Below are 23,220 nucleotides of genomic sequence, written 5' to 3'. Positions count from 1 at the left end.
GTCCGGTCATGGCAGCTGGTGTATGGTGACGTCAGGAACGACGTGCCGCGCGATCTCGCAGAGATGCCAGTGATGGGTGAGGTAGATGACCTGCCCGACCTTTGCCATTGCGCCGAGCAGGCGGAAAACCTCTTCGGAGCGGAGATTGTCGAAGCTCTCCATAATGTCGTCGGCGATGAAGGGCACGGGCGGGCGAAGCGCGGCGAATTCCTCGTAACCCGCCAGCCGAAGCGCGAGATAGAGCTGGAACTGCGTGCCGGTCGACATCGCGTCCGCTAGCTTCGAGCCACCGTCGCGTGACACGCCGATCAGTACTTCCTTGTCCCGGTCGGGCTGGGTCGTCAGGCCGGAATAGTTGCCGCCGGTGATCAGGTGAAAGGCTTCCGATGCGCGGTTCATCATCGAGCTGCGGTGTTTTTCGCGATAGATGCGTAGCGCCTGTTCGGCCGCCAGCGTGCCGGCGCGCAGCGTCAGATGCCGCACGGCCAGTTCCTCGATCTCGAGGAAGATGGTTCGGCGCTTGGCTTCGATCCGCGCCACCGCATCATCTCCGCCCACGGCCTCGAGCTTCTGCCGCGCCAGCGACACGTCGGAATAGAGAAGCTTCGCCCGCTCGGTGAGATCCTCGATCCGGGCGCCAAGCTCGATCGCATCGCGTTCGACGGCATGGGCGTCGATATCGGCAAGGCGGCGCTCGGCTTCGGAAAGACTTGCCGCCCGCAATGCCTCGGTGATCTGGCCGCGCAAGGTGGCGGCGCGTGCCTCCAGCCGGTCCCGCTCCCGCGCCTGGTTCAGGAATGCTTCGACTGAGGCAAGCGAGTCCGTGCCGAAATAACCCGTCAGTTCATTCTTGCGGGCATTGTGAACGGCCAGTTCCTCCTCCAGCGCCCGTCGTTTCTCCAAATGTTTGTCGAGATCGGTCTGCCGGTCTGCCCGAAGCTGCGCCGCATGCCGGGCTGCCTCGTGGCGTTCCACCAGCGCATTGACGGCGGCGAGTGTATCGGATGCCAACCGGCTGAGGCCGCACTCTGCGAGAAGAGCGGCAATATCCCCGCGGAATTGCTCCTGGTCGCGCTCCATCGCCGCAACGCGGCTTGCGAGGTCATCCCGTTCCTTCAGGATGGCGGGCAGTGTGGCGAGCGCATCCAGCACGGCGCGAACGGCAGCCAACGAACCGGCCTTGTCGGCAAACCAGGTTCGCGACAGCGCCTCCGCCCACTCCCGGTCCCAGGCCGCGACCGCGGCTTCCGCCTCCTGCCGGTCGCGGTCACGTTCCCTGACATCGCGGTCGAGATCGCCGATCGCCTTCTCGTGCGCCTGTCGCGCCGCCTGTTCGGCTTTGCCGGCGGCTAGCATATCGCTCGCCGCCTGCATCAGCGCGGCGACCGGCAGATCCTCGGCGTCACCATGGCCTGCATCTGCAAGGCTCGCCGCAAGCGTTGCGGCATGGCTGTCCAGTTCGCAGCGAAGCACGTCTACCGCCTCTTCGGCCCGCTGCAGATCGTCCCAGGCGGCCAGCGCCGCGGCTCGCTTGGTGCTCCATGCCTCGAGTGCTGCAATGCGCGCCGCAGCTTCGGCGTCATATTCGATTGCCTCGGGCAGGAGGCCACGGATGCGCTCGGCAAGCGCATCATGTTCGGCCCGCGCCTCTCTAAGCAATTCCCTTTGGCGTTCGATCGCTGCCGCCGTTGCCGCTTCGGTCAGGCGGAGCTGACGCAGCTCGGCAAGTTCCTGCGCGCGTGACAGCCGGCCGGCGGACACGACATCGTCCTGGCGCATCCGCTCCTCGAATGTCCGGGCGGTGGCGGCATTCAAGCTGGCAAGATGCGCCTGCCAGGCGGCATCGCGTTCGTCGCGCAGCCTCGCGGCCTCGGCATCGTCGATCGAACCGCCGGCGACGAAAGCCGCGATCCGGGCTTCGGTCAGCGCCTGTTCGGTGCCGAGATCGCGCAGCCGTGCCTCGTGATCGGCAATCCGCTTGTCGATGGAGATCGCCTGGCCACGCCAGGCCTCGGCCTGCCGAGGCTCCGCCGCGCTCGTCCGCTGCAGAGCGACAGCATCACCTGTCCAGGGCGCAAGCTGTGCGAACTGCTTCTCCTGTATTCGCTTCACCTGGGCGAGTGCGCGTTCTTCCATGGTGAGCCGCACCGCAAGGTCAGATCCCGTCAGCCGGCCAAGGGCGGCCTCGACGCGGCCGAGACGCGCGGGATCGACGACCGCGGCTCCGTTTTGCGAGCCGCCTTCCTTGTTCAGCCTTTCGAAATTCTCGCGCGCTCGCACCAGTTCGCGGCCTGCGGCAGCCAGGTTGGCCTCGACGCCGGAACGTCGCTCGATGAGATCGCGGATGATGCCGATCAGCGAGGCGGGCAGCAGCAGCGCCTCGGGCGTCGTATGGCCAGGCTGTTCGAGATCGGCCAGCAGCCGCACCAGCTCGCCTTCCTGTTCGGCCAGCGCCAGCCGGCGCTTCGGCAGGTCGCTCTCAGCCGCGAGATAGCGCGCCCGACCCTGATCCAGCATGTCCATATGCGCAGCGATCGCCAGCGCCTTGTCGTCGATCGTGATCGCCTCGATCTCGTCGGCAAGCTGGCGCAGCATGCGGTCGGCGGTTTCGACAAGCGCCTGCAGCCGCGTCTCGTCGCGGAAAAGCTGCGGCAGCAGTGTGAACCATTCGGCCGGCGGCCGCGGCAGGTCGCCCATGCCGGCTGCATCGGCGTCCAGCCGCCGGAGTTCCAGCGCCGCCGGCAGGGCGCTGAGAAGACGCGTCAGCTCCTGGTGCCGGGCCTTGGCCTCGGCCAGTTCCCGCGTCGTCGCGGCATAGGCGGCGTCGGCCTGCTCGTGGGTCGACTTCAGGCCCGAATAGGTGGAGGCAAGCGTGTCGATGGCATTGCGCTCGGCCTTCAGCGCTTCGAGCGAGCGTTTGAGTTCCGCCAGTTTCGTGCTCGACGACCGCTTCCTGTAGATTCCATTGGCTTCGTCGACGGCCGTCACCAGCGAACGGCTGAGGCCCGCGAGGCCCGAGCTTGCCGAGAACAGCAACTCGCCGAGCTCGCCCTTGCTTTGGATGATGGCGTTGCCGCCTTCCTTGAGCGACTGGTCGTCGAGCGAGAACATGGTGCGATAGGCCTCGCGGCCGACGCCGCCGAGCGCGCCGGCGAGCAGCGCCTCGTTCACAGCCTGTCCCCGATCATCGACGAGGCTGCCGGTCCGCAATTTGAGCCGCGCCAGCTCGTGCTCCGCGCCACCGAATTCCAGCCGCGCACCGACCTTCATCGTATTGTAGGGATGCAGGAAATTGTAGGTACTGCGCTCGCCTATGCCGTAGAGCAGATCGAGGTAGGCGGCGAAGGTGGTCGACTTCCCCGCTTCGTTGAGGCCATAGACGATGTGCAGATCGGGCGAATCCGGTCGGACCGGGCCGAAGTCGATCGAGTGGTCGGTGAACTTGCCATAACGGATGAGGTCGAGACGGCGCAGGCGCATCAGCTGTCTCCCCGCTCCGCGGCCTTCATCCGGGCGGTGATGTCCTCGGCGCCGTCGGCGAGAAGGCTGTCGATGAAGCATTCGAAACCCGCCTCGTCATGGCCGGCAAAGGCCCGGCTCTCGGGCGGCAGGTCGGCGAGCAGGTCCCTGACCATCTCCCTTACATCGTCGCGAAAGCCGCTGCGGGCGATGACCTCGTCCCGCATCAGCGCGCCGAGTTCAATGACGGGATCGGCGGCGGACTCGGCTGCGAGGATCGAGGGCGCTTCGAAGGCGAGTTCGAGCTTCTCGATCCAGGTCCGGCCGATCCGGTCACTGCGCTGCTCGGCTTCCGCCTGCATGAGGTCGACATCGCGGCGAAGCTGCCAGGAGAGCGGCGTGCGGCCGGAAAGCCTGAGGCGCGTGACGAGATGTGGCGAGGCCGTATGGTCGCGCTGCCCCGCAAGTGCCGCTTCGATCGCCATGGCCGCATCACGCCAATCATCGACACCCGTGAGGTCGACATCGACGCGCTCGAACTGCGCGATGCTGGTGCGCCGCTCCTCGACCGTCACCGTCCGGTCATCCGCCACGGTCACCAGCGACACGGTCTTGACGCCCGACTCGTTGATGTCGCGGCCCTGCGGCATGCCCGGCATGATGATCGTCGCCGTGCCGGGATACTGGCTCCGCTGATGAAGATGCCCGAGCGCCCAGTAGTCGAATCCCGAGGCGTGAAGGTCGAGCACGTTGCAGGGCGCATAGACGTCATGGCCGGCAGATCCGGCAAGGCTCGTATGCATGATGCCGATATTGACCGCTCCCGCCACCGGCGGCTTGTACTTCGGCAGAAGCGGGTCCGGCGCTTGCGGCTTGGCAAAGCTCAGACCGTGGATTGCGATCGACAGGCTGCCTTTCGTCGCCTCCACGGCCTCGGCGTGGCCGCCGAAGATCTTCACCGTATCGGGCATCACCAGTTCCCTGGCGATCCTCGACATCGCATCGTGATTGCCGCGAATCTTGAAGACACCAATCCCCGCCCGGTGCAGCCGCTCCAGCTGGCTAGCCAGGAAGCGCGCCGTCTTCATCGACGTCTGCTCCCCGTCATAGAGATCGCCGGCGATAACGAGTGCATCGACCTGCTCCTCGATGCAAAGGTCGACGATCACGATCAACGCCTGCCGGCTGGCGTCACTCACGAGATCGGCCAGCTCGGCGTTGCGAAGCGCCAGCGACCGAAGCGGAGAGTCGAGATGGAGATCGGCAGTGTGGACGAAACGATAAGCCATGAATGCAGAAATCGCGTTGCGACAGGATGATGAGCCGGTGCCGTCGGACCGATGAACGCGCGGTCGCTGTCACCTGGCCGTGAGCGAGAGAATATGGAGCACGCGTCCAAGGGGCGCGAGCGAAATGGGCCGGTAAAGCCGGCCCATCCACAATCAATGTTGGGCGACCGGCGCCGCTACGGCCGCCGGTGCACTCTCCTACGCAGCACGGGTTCGCCCACCCGATGGCCCGCATGGTTGGCATTGGTTGATATGACCGGAGATTGCGCGCCTATTCGTGCGGCGCGCGAAGGGCGCATCGACTACCTGGCGCCGGGACTTCCCTTGGCTGCAGATTCCTGGCCTTCCGGTTTCCTTCTCGCAGCCACAAAGTCTAGTCATCCCTCGCAACGCTCGCGGATTTTGGTCCCTGCTTGCCGAGAAGCCAAACTGCGCTATCGGCGTCGGTGATAATGGCCGTGGCGAGGCCGGCCGTAAGACAGGCCGACAAAATTTTCCGCTTGTGATCGCCTCCGGAGGCGAGCAGGCGGTTCGGAACCCGGCGGTAGTCGATAAGCTCGGGGGAGATGACCTGCCGGTTTAGCCGATGATCTATCTCGCGGCCTTCAGCATCCAGATATCGCCCAAGCAGATCGCCGACTGCGCCTGCCTCGGTCAGTTCACTAATATCGGTTCCCGTCGGCAGCCCATATCGAACCTGCAACGATTCCGACGATACATCGCCGACGCTCAGGATTGATATGTCCACTGCCGTGGCCTCGCGGAGCAAGCTCTGGAAAACCGTCTGCGCAACGATCGTATCTCTGGAGCCCGGATCATCAGCATAAATCGGCGCCGCAAGATAATGGCACTGAGCGTTCAACACCTTGGCAAAGCGCCGAACGATCTCGAATGTGTTGATCTCCGATCCACGGGTCAGCCCTCCCATCATCGAGCGAACCTTGATGCCAGGCGCATTGGCGGGCGCCATGTGCTGTACCGTCTCCCGCAGGGTCGCGCCCCAGCCGACGCCGAGCGAGGAGGGCTCGCTCGCCTGGATCAGCCGCTCGAGAAACATCGCGGCGGCGCGGCCGATCACGACCGGCATCTGGGTCTTGTCGACGGGAGTAGGGACGATCACCACGTCCCGAAGACCAAATCGGTTGCGCAACTCGGCTTCCAGTTCGACATTCTCTGCCAGCGGCGAGTTGAAACTGATCCGGACGATGCCTTGGTCCAGCGCCGCGGCAAGCAGTTCGTTCACGCGGCGCCGGGTCAGAAGCATCCGCTCGGCAATCTGCGCCTGGGTCAGGCCTTCGACGTGATAGAGCCACGAAGCCCTCACCATGAGCTGTTGATTGGACAAATTACGATCCTCTCAAATGTCACATGAGCGTAACATTTGTAACCTAGAGCTACGCGAAGTCGGCGGCGCGGTAAAGGGGCATCAATACGCTAGCCGCCCGGCGAAAAAATTCGTCTGTCGATTTCACGCCACGCCCAAGCGGCGGCCTTCCGCCCGGCGAAGGCGCGGCTTGCCGGTTTTGACCATTGTTTCAACAGGAGAGACCCATGCTTTCTATCAACCGCCGCCATGCGTTGGGATTGCTATCGGCAGCAGCCGGCAGCATCGTCCTGCCCCGTATGTCGTTCAGCCAGGCCGTTCGTCCGTCGGTAACGATCGCCGTTCAGAAGATCACCAATAACAATACTCTGGATGTCTGGAACGAGCAGTCGAATGTCGGCGAGCGGGTGTTCTTCCCGAATTTCTGGGAGGGTCTGATCCTGCGCGACTGGATGGGCAACCAGGGCCCGGTACCGGGCTTGGCCACGGAATGGAAGCGCATCGACGACAAGACGCTGGAGTTGAAGCTGCGCCAAGGCGTTAAGTTCCACAATGGCGACGAAATGACCGCCGAGGACGTGGCTTTCTCCTTCTCCAGGGAACGTATTTTCGGCAATACCGAGCCGAAGGGCGGCAAGACGATTTTCGAGGCCGACAACAAGCCGACCACCGTCAAAGAACTCCCGGCCACCGTCCCGGGTGTGGCCCGCCGTCTTTGGCCCGCACTCGCCGGTGTCGAAGTCGTCGACAAGTACACGGTCCGCTTTCACAATGCGACGCCGGACGTGACGCTCGAAGGCCGGCTCTATTCCATGGGCAGCCAGATAACCAACCGCCGCGCCTGGGATGAAGCCAAGAGCTACGCCGAATGGGCCCGCAAGCCAGTAACGACTGGGCCCTACATGGTGGGCGAATACAAGCCGGACGTGTCGTTGACGCTCGTTGCTTTCGACGAATATTGGGGCGGTCGCCCGCCGCTCCAGCAGATCCGCTTCGTCGAGGTTCCGGAAGTGGCCTCGCGCGTCAACGGCCTGCTTTCCGGTGAATACGACTTCGCCTGCGATCTGCCGCCTGATCAGATCTCTGCAATCCAGTCGGTTTCGGGCCTTGAAGTCCAGAGCTCGACCATTTGGAATCACCGCGTCTCGGTGTTCAACACTGAGAACCCGATCCTGGCCAATCCCCTCGTGCGTCGTGCCATGACCCACGCGATCGACCGCCAGGCGATCGTCGAAGCGCTATGGGCTGGAAAGACTGTCGTTCCCGCCGGTCTGCAGTTCGACTCCTTCAAGACCTCCGGCATGTTCGTTGATGGATGGGCAGCCCCGCAATTCGATCCGGAATTGGCCAAGAAGCTGTTGAAGGACGCCGGCTATAAGGGCGACGCGATCCCCTACCGCCTGCTGAACAACTACTATACGAACCAGACCGCCAATGCGCAGATCATGATCGAGATGTGGAAGCAGGTCGGCCTCAACGTCGAAATCCAGATGAAGGAAAACTGGGCGCAGATCCACGATCCGCAGGGCGTCAAGGGTGTGCGCGACTGGTCGGCTTCCAACACGATCAACGACCCGATCACCCCGTTGGTCGTCCAGTTCGGCCCGAACGGCGAAGTCCAGCAGAAGAAGGATTGGACGAACGATGAGGTCAACAAGCTCTCCGTCGTGCTCGAGACTTCGACCGACAGGGCTCAGCGCCAGAAGGCGATCGCCCGCATGCTTGAAATCTGCGAGCGCGAAGATCCCGTCTACCAGGTCCTGCACCAGAACGCCGTCTTTACCGGCATGAAGTCCTCACTCAAGTGGAAGGCTGCGCCTGCCTTCGCCATGGACTTCCGCGCATCGAACTGGAACGCCTGATCAAATGCTTTCCCGCGCCGGCCGCCTATTCGCGGCCGGCGTCGTCTATTTGAAATGGAGGTGAGCTCCGATGGTTTCCAACCTTGTGGAACTGCGCGATTTGAAGGTCGCATTCGACGGCGTCCAGGTCCTGCACGGCATCGATCTCGATGTCCGCCGCGGCGAGGCGATCGGTCTCGTCGGCGAATCCGGTTGCGGCAAGTCGGTCACCTGGCTGGCGGCGCTCGGGCTCCTGCCGGGCAAGGCGACGGTCACAGGCTCCGTTCGCGTGGACGGACAGGAAATCCTCGGCAGCGCGCGCCCCGTGCTGGAGGGTGTGCGCGGCAAGCGCATCGCCATGATCTTTCAGGATCCGTCGAGTTCGCTCAATCCTGTTCTCCGCATCGGCCGGCAGATTACCGAGGCGCTGGCCATCCATCGCGGTCTGTTCGGCGCGGCGGCCGGGAGCGAGGCCTTGCGCCTGATGGACATGGTCGGCATTCCCGATGCGCGCCGCCGTTTCGATCTCTTCCCGCATGAGTTTTCCGGTGGCCAGTGTCAGCGCCTGATGATCGCCATGGCGCTCGCCGGTGAGCCGGATCTCCTCGTCGCCGATGAACCGACCACCGCCCTCGACGCCACCATTCAGGCGCAGATCCTCGATCTTTTGATCGAGCTTCGCGCCGAAACCGGCATGGCGACGATCTTCATCAGCCACGATCTCGGCGCCGTCAGCCAGGTCTGCGAACGCGCCTGCGTCATGTATGCCGGCCGCATCGTGGAGCAGGGTGCGATCGAAGCCCTCTTCGAGAGCCCGCAGCACCCCTATACGCGCGGCCTGTTCGACGCCATTCCGCGGCTCGACGGCCCGCGCGATCGGCTTATTCCGATTCCCGGGATCGTTCCGCATCCGCAAGACATGCCGGACGGATGCGCCTTTTCTCCCCGGTGTTTCAATGTCGCCATGGACTGCCGGATCCGCATGCCGGACCTGCGTTCGACCGCCGATGGTCGCGTTCTTGCCTGCCATCACCCGGTCGGAACGACACGCCGGCTTGCAATGCACGCTCTGGAGACCGCATCGTGAGCGAACCTCTGATCGAAGCCAAAGATCTGGTCAGAACCTACGCGGTGCGCCAGGGCACGTTCGGCAAGATGACGCCGGTTCGGGCCGTCGACGGAATTGCACTCAAGGTCATGGCCGGCGAAACGCTCGGTGTGGTGGGAGAGTCAGGCTCCGGCAAATCGACGCTCGGCCGCCTGCTGCTCGGGATCGATCCGCCGCAGGGAGGCGGGACTTTCTTCGAGGGCAGGCCGATGCCCAGGCTCGGCACACCGGAATGGCGGGCGCTACGCGCCAAGATGCAGCTCGTCTACCAGGATCCGCTGGCAGCCCTCGACCGGCGGTTGACGATCGCCGATCAGATCGGCGAACCGGTTGCGATTCACAGGCTGGTACCGAAGGAGCATCGGCCAACGCGTGTCGCCGAGCTGATGGCTGCCGTCGGGCTGCGGCCGGATCAGGCGGGGCGCTATCCCCACGAACTCTCCGGCGGTCAGCGGCAGCGCGCCGTCATTGCCCGCGCGCTCGCCTCGCGCCCCAAACTTCTGATCTGCGACGAGCCGGTCTCGGCCCTCGACGTGTCAATTCAGGCGCAGATCGTCAACATGCTCCGGGACCTCCAGGAGCAGCATCGTATCGCCATGATCTTCATCAGCCATGACCTCAAGGTGGTGCGCAACGTCGCCGACCGGGTTGCGGTCATGTATCTCGGGCGGATCGTCGAAGAGGCGTCGTCCGATGTCATCTTTCAGACGCCGATGCATCCCTACACCAATGCGCTGGTCTCCAGTGTGCCGGTACCGGGCAAGCCGCTCATCGGCCGGGTCATCCTGCAGAGCGAACCACCGAACCCGGCCAACCGCCCATCCGGTTGCGCCTTCCACCCGCGTTGCCCCCTGGTGGCTGATATCTGCCGCACAAGCGCGCCGCTGCTTCGAGAGGTTGCGCAAGGCCGGAGCGCGGCCTGCCACATGGTCGCCGGCGCAGGCCAGCCGGTCGCCGCGTAAGGGGAAAGCCATGCTGCGTTTCGCTCTCATCCGTCTTTTTCGTGCCCTTGTGACAATTCTCGCGGTGCTGACCTTTGCTTTCGTCGTGTTGCGCATGTCCGGCGATCCGGCCCAGGTCATGCTCGGCCCGGATGTTCCGCAGGAATCGGTCGATGCCTTCCGCAAAGCCTGGGGTCTCGATCAGCCGCTGTGGATCCAGTACATTGCCTATATAAAATCGATTTTCACCGGCGATTTCGGCGTCTCCATGCGCGACAAGGCCTCCGCCATCCAGCTGGTGATCGAACGCATTCCGGCGACATTGCAGCTCACCGTGCCGGCGCTTCTGCTCAAGCTGGTGATCGGGATTCCGGCCGGCGTCTACGCCGCCCTTCACCGCCAGAGCACGGTCGACCGGGGCGTCATCCTGGCGGCAATTTTCGGTTTCACTATCCCTTCCTTCGTCATGGGGCTGCTGTTGGTGCTGATCTTCTCCATCACCCTCGGCGTTTTGCCCTCCGGTGGGCAGGACACCTGGCAGCACGGCATCCTGCCGACACTGACGCTGAGCATCGGCGGAATCGGCATTCTCGCGCGCTTCTCGCGCAGCGCGATGATCGAAGTGATGAGCCAGCCCTATATCCGCACGGCATCCGCCAAAGGCATGAAGTGGCCGGACGTCGTCTGGCGCCACGCTTTGCCGAACGCGGCAGTGCCGATCGTCACGATCGTCGGATTCATGGTCGGTTCGTTGATCGCCGGTGCAGTCGTAGTGGAATCGATCTTCTCATGGCCTGGCATCGGCCGCCTGCTGGTCGTCTCCGTGTCCAATCGCGATCTCGCTGTCGTCCAATGCATCCTGCTGATGGTCGCCGCCGCCATGGTCGCGTCAAACCTCATCGTCGATCTGCTCTATGGCTGGCTCGATCCGCGGCTTCGCAGCCAAAGCGCCCATTGACAGGAGGCCCGGCATGAGCGTCACCGACACCGCCCGCCCGCGATCGTCCGAAGTATCCATCCTCATCCGCTTCATCAGACAGTTGCGGCGCGTGCCTTTCTCCGTCGCATTCGCCATCGGCTGGCTTGCGGCCATGGTGTTCGTAGCATTCTGCGCCGATATGATCCGCCCTTACGGCATCACCGCCATGGATTTGCGCAGCCGCCTGTCGCAGCCGGGCAATCCCGCCCATCTGCTCGGAACCGACGAGCTTGGCCGCGACGTCCTCTCCCGGCTCCTTCAGTCGATCCGGGTCTCGCTTGCCATCGCCTTCGGCGCCACGATCATCTCGGCCGTCTTCGGCACGGCGCTTGGCTTTGCTGCTGCGAAGTTCCGCGGCGCGGTCGAGCATCTTGTGCTTGTGCTCGCTGATTTCCAGGCGGCATTGCCCTTCCTCATCATGTCGCTCGCGGTTCTTGCGTTCTTCGGTTCTTCGATGCCGCTGCTGATCGGCCTGATGGGCTTTTACGGCTGGGAACGTTATGCCCGCATCGCCCGCGGGCTCGCGATCTCGGCAAGCGCGCAGGGCTATGCTGCCGCCGTCGTCCAGCTCGGAGCGAGGCCGGCGCGCGTCTACATCAACCATATCCTGCCGAACGTCGCCTCGACGCTGATCGTCTCGATGACGCTCACCTTCCCGGAGATCATTCTGATGGAAAGCGGGCTTTCCTTCCTCGGTCTCGGCGTGCAGCCGCCGGAGACCAGCCTGGGCAACATGGTTGGCTTTGGCCGCGAGTACCTGACGCGCGCACCCTGGATCATGCTGGCGCCGGCCTTCGTGATCATGATGACCACGCTTGCGATCTCGCTGGTCGGCGACTGGCTGCGCGACAAGCTTGATCCCACTCTTCGCTGATCCGTCTCATTTTTGAGGAGAACTCCATGAACAAGATCACCGGCCATCGCGGCGCCCGCAACCTATGGCCCGAAAACTCATTGACGGGCTTCCGAAACGTTCTTGCGCTCGAGATCGATGCAGTGGAATTCGACGTACACCTCACCAATTCTGGCGAGCTGGTCGTCATCCACGATGCGACGCTGGATCGCACGACGGACAAAACCGGGCCGGTTCGTGCGCTGACGCCGGAGTTGCGTGGCGAGACCCATCTTGAAGGCTCCGATGACACTGTGCCAACGCTTGCGGACGTGCTCTCGGTGCTCGTCACCGGTGGCGACAAGCAGCTCCATGTGGAGATCAAATCAGATGAAAAGGGGCGGCCTTATCCCGGCATCGTCGAAAAAGTCGCCGCCGAAATTGAAGGCTTCGGTCTTGCCGCACGCTGCCATTTAACCTCGTTCGACGTTCCTCTTCTTGAGGAGTGCCGCCGTGCGGCGCCAAATATCGCCCGCCTCGTCTCTGTGAATGCTGAATGGGCTGCGAAGCAGGGCGGATTGCGGGCCTTTCTCGAAAGGGTCGATGGTCTCGTCGATATCGTCGCCATTCATCACGAGCTGATGGCGGCGGAATGGCCGCTCATCAGGCAGAAGCTTCCATTGGAACGGCTCTGCGCCTGGACGCTGAACGATGAAACGCTGATCCGCGCCTGGCTGAAGCGTGGAATCGGCCACCTGACCTCCGACAGCCCCGACCTGGCGCTCCGCCTTCGCTCTGAAATTCGATCGCAATTCGAACCGGCCTAGCCGCGGATTGTAAGCGATCTTGTGCCGGCTTCAAAAGCGGCGAGTCGCCAGCCAAGATGAAACGGTTCCTCCCTGCGACTCATCGCTTCGCGGGGTTGCCCAGAATTCAAGGGCTGGACGAGAACACATCAGCCGTGGCTTGACACAAGCGCCGCTGCGGTCTTTGATGGCGAACATTCACCAGGGGTGTCCCGGCAAGGGGCTGAGATTCTGCTAGACGATTCGGCTTTGCCGATTGTGGCGCAGTGACCCGTTGAACCTGATCCAGTTCATACTGGCGTAGGGACGGTGCGGACGCTGCGGCTGTTGGGCGGATTTTCGCTTTGTCGCGCAAGGCGTCCTTCCATCATTCCAACACTGGAACTGGGTCTCCAAACGTCAAACCTTGGAGCCTCATCCATGAATATTGTTGCACCCCAGCTTACCCCCGTCGTCACCACCGGCTCGCTTCCGGCCTCGACCAAGATCGTCAAACCCGGAACCCTCTATCCGGATCTGCGCGTGCCGATGCGCGAAATCAGCCTTCACCCGACCTCCGGCGAGCCGCCGGTTACGGTCTATGATTCCTCCGGCCCCTATACCGATCCGGCCCATGTGGTCTCCATCGACGCCGGGCTGCCGCGTTTGCGCGAGGCCTGGGTTAGGGCGCGCGGCGACGTCGAAGCCTATGAAGGCCGTGTGGTGAAGCCTGAAGACAATGGTTTTGCCACGGGCGAGCGGCTGACGCCGGAATTTCCCATTCGCAACACGCCGCTTAAGGCAAAGGCCGGCCGCGCCGTCACCCAGCTCGCCTATGCGCGTGCCGGCATTATCACCCCGGAAATGGAGTTCATCGCGATCCGCGAAAACCTCGGCCGGCAGGCCGCGAAGGAGGCGCTCGCGCGCGACGGCGAGAGCTTCGGCGCGCATGTTCCGGATTTCGTGACGCCCGAATTCGTGCGCCGGGAAGTCGCCGAGGGCAGGGCGATCATCCCCGCCAATATCAACCACCCCGAGACCGAACCGATGATCATCGGCCGGAACTTCCTCGTGAAGATCAACGCCAATATCGGCAATTCGGCGGTCACCTCGTCAATGGCGGAAGAGGTGGAGAAGATGGTCTGGGCGATCCGCTGGGGCGCCGACACGGTCATGGACCTTTCCACCGGCCGCAACATTCACAACATCCGGGAGTGGATCATTCGCAATTCGCCGGTTCCGATCGGCACTGTTCCGCTTTACCAGGCGCTCGAAAAGGTCAACGGCATTGCCGAAGATCTGACCTGGGAAGTCTATCGGGATACGCTGATCGAACAGGCCGAGCAGGGCGTCGATTATTTCACCATCCATGCCGGCGTGCGGCTGGCCTATATCCCGCTCACCGTCAATCGCGTCACCGGCATCGTCTCACGCGGCGGCTCGATCATGGCCAAGTGGTGTCTGCATCACCACAAGGAGAGTTTCCTCTACGAGCATTTTGAGGAAATCTGCGACATCTGCCGTGCCTATGACGTCTTCTTCTCGCTCGGCGACGGTTTGCGTCCGGGGTCGATCGCGGATGCCAATGACCCAGCACAATTTGCCGAGCTGGAAACGCTTGGCGAGCTGACAAGGATTGCCTGGGCGAAGGACTGCCAGGTGATGATCGAAGGCCCCGGCCATGTGCCGATGCACAAGATCAAAGAGAATATGGACAAGCAGCTCAAGGTCTGCGGCGAAGCGCCCTTCTATACGCTCGGACCGCTGACGACCGACATCGCGCCGGGCTATGATCACATCACCTCCGGCATCGGCGCAGCCATGATCGGCTGGTTCGGCACAGCCATGCTCTGCTACGTCACGCCGAAGGAGCATCTGGGGCTGCCCGACCGCAGCGACGTCAAGACCGGCGTCATCACCTACAAGATCGCAGCGCATGCTGCCGATCTTGCCAAGGGGCATCCGGCCGCCCGCATCCGCGACGATGCGCTGTCGCGGGCGCGCTTCGAATTCCGCTGGGAGGACCAGTTCAACCTCTCCCTCGACCCGGATACGGCGCGTTCCTTCCACGACGAGACCCTGCCGAAGGAGGCGCACAAGGTGGCGCATTTCTGCTCGATGTGCGGCCCGAAATTCTGCTCCATGCGAATTTCCCACGACATTCGCGCCGAAGCTCAGAAAGAGGGATTGGAAGCGATGGCGGCCAAGTACCGCGATGGCGGCGATCTCTACGTGCCGGTCGCAGAGGCGACGAAAACGCCCGCCGGAGAATGACAATGCGCGTTCTCGTCAAGGGGGCCGGCGTTGCCGGCCTCACCGTTGCGTGGCAGCTCTATCGGCACGGTTTCAGGGTCAGCGTCGCTGATCAGGCGGGCGAGGTCGGCGCCGGCGCTTCCGGCTTTGCCGGCGGCATGCTGGCCCCGTGGTGCGAACGGGAGAGCGCGGAGGAGCCGGTGCTGACGCTCGGCCGGCTGGCCGCCGATTGGTGGGAGGCGGCATTGCCGGGTCATGTCAAACGCCGGGGAACGCTTGTCGTGGCGGGCGGGCGCGATGCCAGCGAGCTCGACCGCTTTTCCCGCCGGACAAGTGGATGGGAATGGCTGGACGAGGCGGCGATCGTAGCACTGGAGCCTGATCTCGCCGGCCGCTTCCGCAGGGCGCTGTTCTTCCGGCAGGAAGCGCATCTCGATCCGCGACAGGCGCTCTCGGCCTTGGCAGCAGGACTTGAGGATGCCCGTATGCGCCTGACGTTCGGCGAGCCCGGCGAAGCGGATGTCGATTATAACTGGGTGATCGACTGCACCGGTGCCGCCCAGATCGGCCGGCTGCCCGGATTGCGCGGTGTTCGAGGTGAGATGCTCTGCCTCGAAACAAGCGAGCTCAGTCTCTCCCGCCCCGTCCGCCTGCTGCATCCCCGCCACCCGATCTACATCGTGCCGCGCGAGAAAAACCGCTTCATGGTCGGCGCGACGATGATCGAAAGCGACGATGCCGGCCCGGTTACCGCGCGTTCGCTGATGGAGTTGCTGAACGCCGCCTATGCGATGCATCCCGCCTTTGGCGAGGCACGGGTCACGGAAACCGGCGCAGGCGTGCGCCCCGCTTATCCCGACAATCTGCCGCGTGTGACACAGGAGGGATCCACCCTCCATGTCAACGGCCTCTATCGCCACGGCTTTCTGCTGGCGCCGGCGATGGCCGGCGAGGTGGCGCGGCGTCTTCTCACAGAACAAGGACAACCGGAAAGGAGGGCGTCATGACCTTCATCATCAATGGCGAGGAACAGCAGGTCGCGGCCGCGACGCTCGCAGACCTGCTTCTCGCTCTGGACTACGAAGGCGGCTGGCTGGCAACTGCCGTCAATGGCGAGCTGGTGCACCGCGAGGACCGCGCCGATTTCAGGCTCGGCGAAGGCGACCGCATCGAAATTCTCTCACCGATGCAAGGAGGCTGAGATGCTGAAACTTTATGATGTTGAAGTCCACTCGCGCCTGCTGCTCGGCACCGCCCGCTACCCGTCACCCGCCGTCCTTGCAGAAGCCGTGAGACGCTCGAAGGCCGAAATTGTCACCGTCTCGCTTCGGCGCGAGGCCGCCGGCGGCAAGGCGGGTGGCGCCTTCTTCGAGCTGATCCGCGAGCTCGGCGTACGCGTGCTGCCGAATACCGCCGGATGCCACAGCGTGCAGGAGGCGGTGCTGACGGCAAAGATGGCGCGCGAAGTCTTCGGCACCGACTGGATCAAGCTTGAAGTGATCGGTCATCACGATACACTGCAGCCCGACGTCTTCGGCCTCGTCGAGGCGGCGGGCATCCTCACCGGCGAGGGCTTTCAGGTCTTCCCTTATACGACCGACGATCTTGTCGTCGCCGAAAGGCTGCTGGACGCCGGCTGCCGCGTTCTTATGCCCTGGTGCGCGCCGATCGGCTCCGCCATGGGACCGGTAAACCCAATGGCGCTGCGGGCATTCCGAGCACATTTTCCTGACATGCCACTCATTGTCGATGCCGGCATCGGCCGCCCGTCGCATGCCGCCGCCGTCATGGAGTACGGTTACGACGCCGTTCTTCTCAATACTGCCGTTGCCGGCGCAGGCGACCCTGCCGCCATGGCCGAGGCCTTCGCACTTGCCATCGATGCCGGCCGCCTCACGAATGACGCCGTGCCGCTGGAGCCGCGCGACATGGCCGTTCCTTCTACTCCCGTCATCGGAAAGGCCGTCTTTTCATGAAGCTCGACCCCTTCTATCTTATCGTCGACAGCGCCGAATGGATCGAGCGTCTGGTGCCGCTCGGCGTCAAACTCGTCCAGCTGCGCATCAAGGACCGGCCGGAGCCGGTGCTTCGCGAGGAGATCCGGCGTTCGAAAGCGGCCTGCACGGCAGCGGCCTGCCAATTGATCATCAACGATTACTGGAGGCTGGCGATCGATGAGGGATGCGATTTCATTCATCTCGGGCAGGAAGACCTGATGGCGGCCGAACTGGCTGCCATTCGCCGCGCCGGCCTGAAGCTCGGCCTTTCCACGCACGATCCATCAGAACTAGAAACCGCGCTGGCCGCCGCGCCGGACTATGTTGCCCTTGGGCCGGTCTGGCCCACGATCCTCAAAGAAATGAAATGGGCGCCGCAAGGCGTCGAACGCCTTGCGGACTGGCGACGGCGCGTCGGACCAATGCCGCTCGTTGCCATTGGCGGGATCACCGCCGAACGCGCGCCGCTGGTGTTGGAAAACGGCGCCGATAGCGCTGCCGTGGTCACCGATATCACTCGCAACCCGGATCCCGAGGCCCGCACACGACAGTGGCTGGCCGCGACCGCGCCTTGGCGATCTGTCGGTTGAGACGCCGCACCTGATCCTTCTGAAATATATTTCAGATAGTGAATTATATTGACAGCCCTCGAGCTTTACGTTTAGCTGCCCATACCGGACGTCGAGGAGGAAGTCCGGACTTCAACACGATCAGCGGCGCTTTTCGGCGCTCTCGGGCTTTTGGGAGAGGCTTCGGCCTCAAGGAGGACTCTTGCGCACTTTACTCACCACGACCGCAATGGCGGTTCTTGCTGCAACGTTTATCGCCGGCGCCGCAAGCGCGGGAACGGAAAACCCGTTCCGCTGCAAGCCGGGCGAAAAATACGTCATGAATGTTATGGTTTCGGGTGTCGAATATTGGTTCCCCGTCTACGAGATGTTCAAGCAGGCGGGGCAACAACTCGGCTGCGAAACGGAATATACCGGCACACCGGAATATGACGTCAACAAGCAGATCGCCACCTTCGATCAGGCGCTGGCGCAAAATCCGGCCGGCATTCTCGTTCATCCGATGAACTCCGACCCGTTCATCGAGCCGATCAACCGCGCCATCGGCCAAGGCACCGCGGTTGTCACCTTCGCCGCCGACTCGCCGCTCTCCAAGCGCGTCTCCTTCATCACCTCGGACAACACCCGCGAAGGCACCTATGCCGCCGATGCGATCGCCGAGAAGATGGGCGGCAAGGGCGAATATGCCGTTCTGGAAAATCCCGGTCAGGACAACCACGACAAGCGCATCGCTGCCTTCATCGCCCGCATGGAAGAGAAGTGGCCTGATATGAAGCTCGTCGGCCGCGCCGCATCCAACCAGGATCCGACCAAGGCCTATCAAGGGCTTTCCAGCCTCATCCAGGCCAATCCGAACCTCGGGGCGGTCTTCATGCCGGAAGCGAATTCGGCGATCGGCGCCGCGCAGGCCAACAAGGAAACCGGCGGCAAGGTCCTCGTCATGTGCGCCGACGTCAACGCCAACATTCTCGACATGATCAAGGCTGGCGAAGTCTTCGGCTCGATCAACCCCAACCAGGGCATGCAGGGTTACATGGGCTTCATGCTGCTGTGGCTCGCCAAGCACCCGGAACTGATCGACCCGATGAACGACGCCAAGCGCTCGGGCTTCAACCCGATGAGCATCCCGGTCGTCGACAACGGCCTCTCCATCGTGACCGCCGCAAATGCCGACGACTTCTATTGGGACAAGTACCTGAAGCATCGCGGCACGAAGGGCATCGAGGAATAAGATCCCGACAGGCCATCCGCACTTTTCGGTGCGGATGGCCGAGATGGAGAGGAGGAAGATGATGGCGGAGCCCGTGCTCACCATTCATGGTGTCACCAAGCATTTCGGGGCGGTGAAGGCGTTGACGGATGTCGACTTCACCCTCGAGCGCGGTGAAGTCCATGCGCTTTGCGGCGAGAACGGCGCCGGCAAGTCGACGCTGATGAACATCATCGCCGGTGTGCTGCAGCCGACCGAAGGCGAAATCCGCGTCGACGGCAAGGCTGTGCGCATTTCCTCTCCCGCCGCCGCCCAGTCTCTGGGCATCGGCCTGGTGCACCAGGAAATCGCGCTCTGCCCCGATGCCACGGTTGCCGAAAACATGTTCATGGCGGCGACCAACCGTCGCCGGGCGCCGCTCATGAACTACCGCGGGCTGGAGCGCGACGCCCAGGCTGTGATGAACCGGCTTGCCGCAATCGATGTCCGCCGCAAGGTCGCCGACCTGCCGATATCAAGCCAGCAGCTCGTCGAGATCGCCAAGGCGCTGACGCTCGACTGCCGCGTGCTCATCCTCGACGAACCGACGGCTGCCCTGACCGAGACCGAGGCGCAACAGCTGTTCTCGATCGTCCGCGACCTCAAGGCGAACGGCATTTCGATCATCTATATCAGCCACCGCATGGCGGAAATCTTCAGCCTCTGCGACCGGATCACCGTGTTTCGCGACGGCCGCTACGTCTGCACCGACCGCATTGCCGACGTGACGCCGGATGAGGTGGTGCGCCGGATGGTCGGCCGCGAGATCACGCAGCTCTATCCAGACAAGCTCGGCGCCGGCGAAACCTCAGGCGAGATCATGTTCGAGATCGACGGCATCAGTGACGGTGTGCGTTTTCACGACGTCAGCTTCGGCCTGCGCAAGGGCGAGATCCTCGGCATCGGCGGCCTTATTGGCTCCGGCCGCACCGAAATCGCCGAAGGCATCTGCGGACTGCGGCCGCGTACGGCAGGAACCGTCCGCCTGCACGGCACGGCGCAACCGATCCGCACCTATTCGGATGCGGTGAAAGCCGGCATCGTCTACCTGTCCGAGGACCGCAAGAGGTCGGGCATCTTTCTCGAAATGTCCATCGCGCAGAACATATCGGTGCTGGACCTGAAGGCGCTCACCAATTCGGTCGGGCTGCTGAACGGCCGCGCGGAGGCCGCGCTAGCAGATGATTTCGCTCGAAGGCTTGCCGTGCGCATGAGCGGCATCGAGGCGCCGGTGAAATCGCTTTCCGGCGGCAACCAGCAGAAAGTGGCGATCGCCAAGCAGCTCGCGGTGAAGCCAAAAGTCATTCTGATGGACGAGCCGACGCGCGGCATCGATGTCGGCGCGAAGGCGGAGATCCACCGGCTGCTGCGCGAGCTTGCCAGCTCGGGCATCGGCATCATCGTCATCTCGTCGGAAATGCCGGAGTTGCTCGGTCTTTCGGACCGTCTGCTGGTCGTGCGCGAGGGACGCATCGCGGGAGAGCTGGGCGCCGACGAGATGTCGGAAGAGGCTGTGATCCGCCTTGCTTCCGGCATGGGCAGCGCAAGGGCGGCAGACCATGCCGCGTGAAGAGAACATGGGAGAGAGGGAAATGGCAATCGACACGATGGCGGCAGACCTGCCCAGGACGTCGTCCTTCAAACGCATTGGCACGATGCGCGAGGCAGGGCTGATCGCGATCATCCTGGCGCTCGGCATCATCATGAGCTTCGCCTCGCCGCACTTCCTGACACTCGGCAATTTCCGCGCCATGCTGATGAGCTTTTCCGTGGAGGGCATCGTCGTCGTGGGCATGACGATCCTGCTCATCGTCGGCGGCATCGACCTTGCAGTGGGCTCCGTCGTCTGCTTCGCGATGGTGCTTTCGGGCTCGCTCTTTCTCGCCGGCCTCGATCCGTGGACGGCCTCGCTTGCCGGCATTCTTGCCAGCAGTGCCATTGGCGCCATCATGGGCTTCTTCGTGACCGTCGTCGGTCTCAACCACTTCATCACGTCGCTGGCGGGCATGGTGATCGTGCGTGGCCTCTGCCTCATCATCACCAAGGGCACGCCGCTCTCGCTCTTCACGCTGCCGGCCGGCTTCAAGGCAGTGGGGCAGGGCACGTTCTACGGCATTCCCTATGTCATCCTGATCTTCGTCGCCGTCGTCATCCTGTTCGATTTCCTGCTGCGCCGGGCGACCGCCTTCCGCAAGGTGTTCTACACCGGCAGCAATGAAAAGGCGGCGCTCTATTCCGGCATCAAGACGAACCAGGTGAAATTCTGGGTGACGGTGCTGTGCTCGACGCTCGCCGGCGTCGCCGGTGTCATCTACATGTCCCGCTTCGGCGCGGCGACGCCGACGTTCGGCGTCGGCATGGAGCTGAACATCATCGCGGCCGCGGTGATCGGCGGAGCCTCGCTGAACGGCGGCTCGGGAACCATCCTCGGGGCCATTCTCGGCATCGCGCTTCTTTCCCTCGTCACCTCGTCGCTGATCCTGCTAAACGTTTCCGTCTATTGGCAGGACATGATCAAAGGATGCATCCTGCTTGCCGCCGTATCCATCGACCATTTCCTTCACAAGCGGAAGGCCGCCTGACATGCCGATCGCCAAACTGAAACCCAGGACGACAGCCCCGCGCGAAGAAATCGTCATCGCCCGCCAGATGCACCAGTCGCTCGTCCTGCATTTTCTGGAGGGTCTGACGCAGGCGCAGATCGCCGATCGGCTCGGGATCTCGCACGCCACCGTCAACCGCCTCATCAAGCGGGGCCGGCAGCTCGGCCTGGTCGAGATCAAGATCAAATCGCCGATCGAACCTCTTGTTGATATGGAGGAGCGGCTTCTGGCGCTCGGCGGCATCAGCCGCGCGGTCGTGGTCCCCACAGTCTCCGACAATCCGCAGACCGCGCTGCAGGCGGTCGGCGAGGCGGCGGCCCGCTTGCTGCTCGAAGAAATCGCCGATGGCGATACGATCTGCATCACCGGCGGCAAGGGCGTCAGCGCCGTCGTCGCCGGCCTCCAGGCGCCGCGCCGCTTCGATGTCGAGGTCATCCCGGCCACCGGCTGCGTGCAAGGCAAGCACTATACCGACGTCAACCACGTCTCAACGCTGATGGCCGACCGGCTCGGCGGGCGTTCCTACCAGATCCACGCGCCGCTCTTTGCCGATGACGCCGAGCAGCGGTCGATGCTGATCAATATGCGCTCCGTCGCCGACGTCTTCCGGCGGGCGCGGGAAGCGAAAGTCGCGGTGGTCGGCATCGGCTCGATCCTGACCGATGATTCGAGCTACTACGACCTGCACCCTTCCTCCAGCACCGATCGCGAGGCGATCGAGCGTTCGGGCGCCAGCTGCGAACTGCTCGCCCATCTGCTCGACGATCACGGCCGCGTCTGCGACTACAGCCTGAACCGGTCGCTGGTTTCGCTGACGCTGCCGGAATTCGCCTCGATCCCGACCAAGATCGGCGTCGCCAGCGGCCCGAACAAGGCCCGGCCGATCCTCAGCATCCTGCGCGGCAAGCACCTCGATACGCTCGTCACCGACGAGGCGACGGGCGCGCGCATTCTCGAACTCGCATCCGAGGAAGGATTTTCCGCATGAGCGGCGAACAGTTGACCCGCGAAATCGGCCGCTCCGGCGTCAAAGCCTCGGCCGTCGGCCTCGGCACCTGGGCGATCGGCGGCTGGATGTGGGGCGGCACGGACGAGGCGCAATCCATCGCCGCGATCCAGGCCTCGCTCGATGCCGGCGTCACCCTCATCGACACGGCGCCGGCCTACGGCATGGGCCGATCTGAAGAAATCGTCGGCAAGGCGCTCGCCGGACGCCGCGACAGGGCGGTGATCGCCACCAAATGCGGGCTGGTGTGGCATACGCAGAAGGGCAACCATTTCTTCGACCAGGACGGCAAGCCGGTGCACCGCCATCTCGGGCGGGACTCGATCGTTCACGAGGTGGAGGAAAGTCTGCGCCGCCTCGGCACGGACTATATCGACCTCTACATCACCCACTGGCAGGACCCGACGACGCCGATCGAGGAGACCGTCGCGGCGCTGGAAGAGCTGAAACAGGCCGGAAAGATCCGCGCCATCGGCGCCAGCAATGTCGACCGGCCGGAGCTGGAGCAGTATATCGCGACCGGTTCGCTCGATGCGATCCAGGAGCGGTTCAGCATGATCGATCGCCAGATCGAGGCGGACCTGCTGCCGCTCACCATCGCCAACGGCGTATCGACGCTCAGCTATTCCTCACTGGCGCTCGGCCTGCTTTCCGGCGCCATCGGGCCTGAGCGCGTGTTTTCTGGCGACGACCAGCGCAAGGACAATCCGCGCTTTTCCGTCGCCAACCGGCGCAAGGCCAAGGATTTTGCCGTGGCGATCCGGCCTGTGGCGGAACGCCACGGCGCCAGCATCGCGCAGACGGTCATCGCTTGGACACTGGCACAGCCGGGCGTAACCTTCGCGCTCTGCGGCGCGAGAAACCCGGCGCAGGCGCTCGACAATGCGCGGGCCGGAACGCTTCGCCTTTCAACCGCCGATCTCGCGGCTATCGACACCGCCATATCGGCGCAGCTGGCCACCATGGACGGATAACGGACGCCATC

19 protein-coding genes and 1 riboswitch are annotated in these 23,220 nt (G+C 63.6%); of the genes, 16 read left to right on the top strand and 3 right to left on the bottom strand.

Translation table 11 applies throughout. The annotated features are described in order from the left end of the window. Positions 1–6: 6 nt before the first annotated feature. The 3 genes from C4N04_RS20330 to C4N04_RS20320 form a co-directional block, all read right to left on the bottom strand. Positions 7–3,480, bottom strand: coding sequence for an AAA family ATPase (locus C4N04_RS20330; protein WP_096763202.1), 3,474 nt, complete (start codon positions 3,478–3,480; stop codon positions 7–9). Next, positions 3,480–4,748, bottom strand: a complete 1,269-nt coding sequence (locus C4N04_RS20325) for a DNA repair exonuclease (RefSeq protein WP_106796865.1) — start codon at positions 4,746–4,748, stop codon at positions 3,480–3,482. The genes C4N04_RS20330 and C4N04_RS20325 overlap by 1 nt, the downstream gene beginning before the upstream one ends. Before the next feature lie 373 nt (positions 4,749–5,121). Continuing rightward, positions 5,122–6,093: a sugar-binding transcriptional regulator gene (locus C4N04_RS20320; RefSeq protein ID WP_106796864.1), complete on the bottom strand. Its 972-nt coding sequence runs from the start codon at positions 6,091–6,093 to the stop codon at positions 5,122–5,124. Between the two features lie 206 nt (positions 6,094–6,299). On the opposite strand from C4N04_RS20320, the gene C4N04_RS20315 reads away from it, so the two are divergent. The 16 genes from C4N04_RS20315 to C4N04_RS20240 all read left to right on the top strand — a co-directional run bounded on the left by C4N04_RS20315 (position 6,300) and on the right by C4N04_RS20240 (position 23,209). Beyond that, entirely contained in the window at positions 6,300–7,934 is a 1,635-nt protein-coding gene (locus tag C4N04_RS20315) for an ABC transporter substrate-binding protein (RefSeq protein WP_096763199.1), read from the top strand. Between the two features lie 70 nt (positions 7,935–8,004). Beyond that, positions 8,005–9,000 carry an ABC transporter ATP-binding protein gene (locus C4N04_RS20310; RefSeq protein ID WP_077994141.1) on the top strand — a complete coding sequence of 332 codons (996 nt, stop codon included), beginning with the start codon at positions 8,005–8,007 and terminating at the stop codon, positions 8,998–9,000. Next, entirely contained in the window at positions 8,997–9,983 is a 987-nt protein-coding gene (locus C4N04_RS20305) for an ABC transporter ATP-binding protein (protein ID WP_199852493.1), read from the top strand. Before C4N04_RS20310 ends, C4N04_RS20305 begins: the two co-directional genes overlap by 4 nt. A gap of 10 nt (positions 9,984–9,993) precedes the next feature. After that, on the top strand, positions 9,994–10,920 hold the full coding sequence (locus tag C4N04_RS20300) for an ABC transporter permease (RefSeq protein ID WP_040142929.1): 927 nt from the start codon (positions 9,994–9,996) through the stop codon (positions 10,918–10,920). A gap of 13 nt (positions 10,921–10,933) precedes the next feature. Then, positions 10,934–11,815: an ABC transporter permease gene (locus C4N04_RS20295; RefSeq protein WP_106796863.1), complete on the top strand. Its 882-nt coding sequence runs from the start codon at positions 10,934–10,936 to the stop codon at positions 11,813–11,815. Between the two features lie 26 nt (positions 11,816–11,841). Beyond that, positions 11,842–12,600, top strand: a complete 759-nt coding sequence (locus tag C4N04_RS20290) for a glycerophosphodiester phosphodiesterase family protein (protein ID WP_040142925.1) — start codon at positions 11,842–11,844, stop codon at positions 12,598–12,600. Between the two features lie 172 nt (positions 12,601–12,772). Beyond that, positions 12,773–12,904, top strand: a riboswitch (TPP riboswitch). 95 nt (positions 12,905–12,999) lie between these two features. Further along, positions 13,000–14,832 (top strand): phosphomethylpyrimidine synthase ThiC, encoded by a 1,833-nt coding sequence (gene thiC / locus C4N04_RS20285; RefSeq protein WP_106796862.1) that lies wholly within the window; start codon positions 13,000–13,002, stop codon positions 14,830–14,832. Between the two features lie 2 nt (positions 14,833–14,834). Beyond that, complete coding sequence (thiO, locus tag C4N04_RS20280) at positions 14,835–15,818, top strand: glycine oxidase ThiO (protein ID WP_183595870.1); 984 nt, start codon at positions 14,835–14,837, stop codon at positions 15,816–15,818. Next, positions 15,815–16,012 (top strand): sulfur carrier protein ThiS, encoded by a 198-nt coding sequence (gene thiS / locus C4N04_RS20275; protein WP_040112909.1) that lies wholly within the window; start codon positions 15,815–15,817, stop codon positions 16,010–16,012. Before thiO ends, thiS begins: the two co-directional genes overlap by 4 nt. 1 nt (position 16,013) lies before the next feature. Next, positions 16,014–16,787 (top strand): thiazole synthase, encoded by a 774-nt coding sequence (locus C4N04_RS20270; protein ID WP_096765109.1) that lies wholly within the window; start codon positions 16,014–16,016, stop codon positions 16,785–16,787. Then, positions 16,784–17,398: a thiamine phosphate synthase gene (locus tag C4N04_RS20265; RefSeq protein WP_096765110.1), complete on the top strand. Its 615-nt coding sequence runs from the start codon at positions 16,784–16,786 to the stop codon at positions 17,396–17,398. The genes C4N04_RS20270 and C4N04_RS20265 overlap by 4 nt, the downstream gene beginning before the upstream one ends. 181 nt (positions 17,399–17,579) lie before the next feature. Next, the gene (locus tag C4N04_RS20260; protein ID WP_096765111.1) at positions 17,580–18,608 is read left to right on the top strand and encodes a substrate-binding domain-containing protein; all 1,029 of its coding nucleotides are present in this window, start codon (positions 17,580–17,582) and stop codon (positions 18,606–18,608) included. Positions 18,609–18,669: 61 nt separating this feature from the next. Next, positions 18,670–20,196 carry a sugar ABC transporter ATP-binding protein gene (locus C4N04_RS20255; protein ID WP_106796860.1) on the top strand — a complete coding sequence of 509 codons (1,527 nt, stop codon included), beginning with the start codon at positions 18,670–18,672 and terminating at the stop codon, positions 20,194–20,196. Positions 20,197–20,218: 22 nt separating this feature from the next. Continuing rightward, a complete protein-coding gene (locus C4N04_RS20250; RefSeq protein ID WP_179363951.1) occupies positions 20,219–21,208 on the top strand; it encodes an ABC transporter permease in 990 nt (329 codons plus the stop codon). A 1-nt stretch (position 21,209) separates the two neighbouring features. Further along, positions 21,210–22,217, top strand: a complete 1,008-nt coding sequence (locus tag C4N04_RS20245) for a sugar-binding transcriptional regulator (RefSeq protein ID WP_096765114.1) — start codon at positions 21,210–21,212, stop codon at positions 22,215–22,217. Continuing rightward, entirely contained in the window at positions 22,214–23,209 is a 996-nt protein-coding gene (locus tag C4N04_RS20240; protein WP_096765118.1) for an aldo/keto reductase, read from the top strand. Before C4N04_RS20245 ends, C4N04_RS20240 begins: the two co-directional genes overlap by 4 nt. The last annotated feature ends 11 nt before the right edge of the window (positions 23,210–23,220 follow it).

The organism is Rhizobium sp. H4 (assembly GCF_003013335.1).
In the GTDB taxonomy this organism is placed as follows: domain Bacteria; phylum Pseudomonadota; class Alphaproteobacteria; order Rhizobiales; family Rhizobiaceae; genus Rhizobium; species Rhizobium sophoriradicis.
Note: the sequence above shows the minus strand (reverse complement) of the source record. Positions and strands in the feature narration are given on the sequence as shown.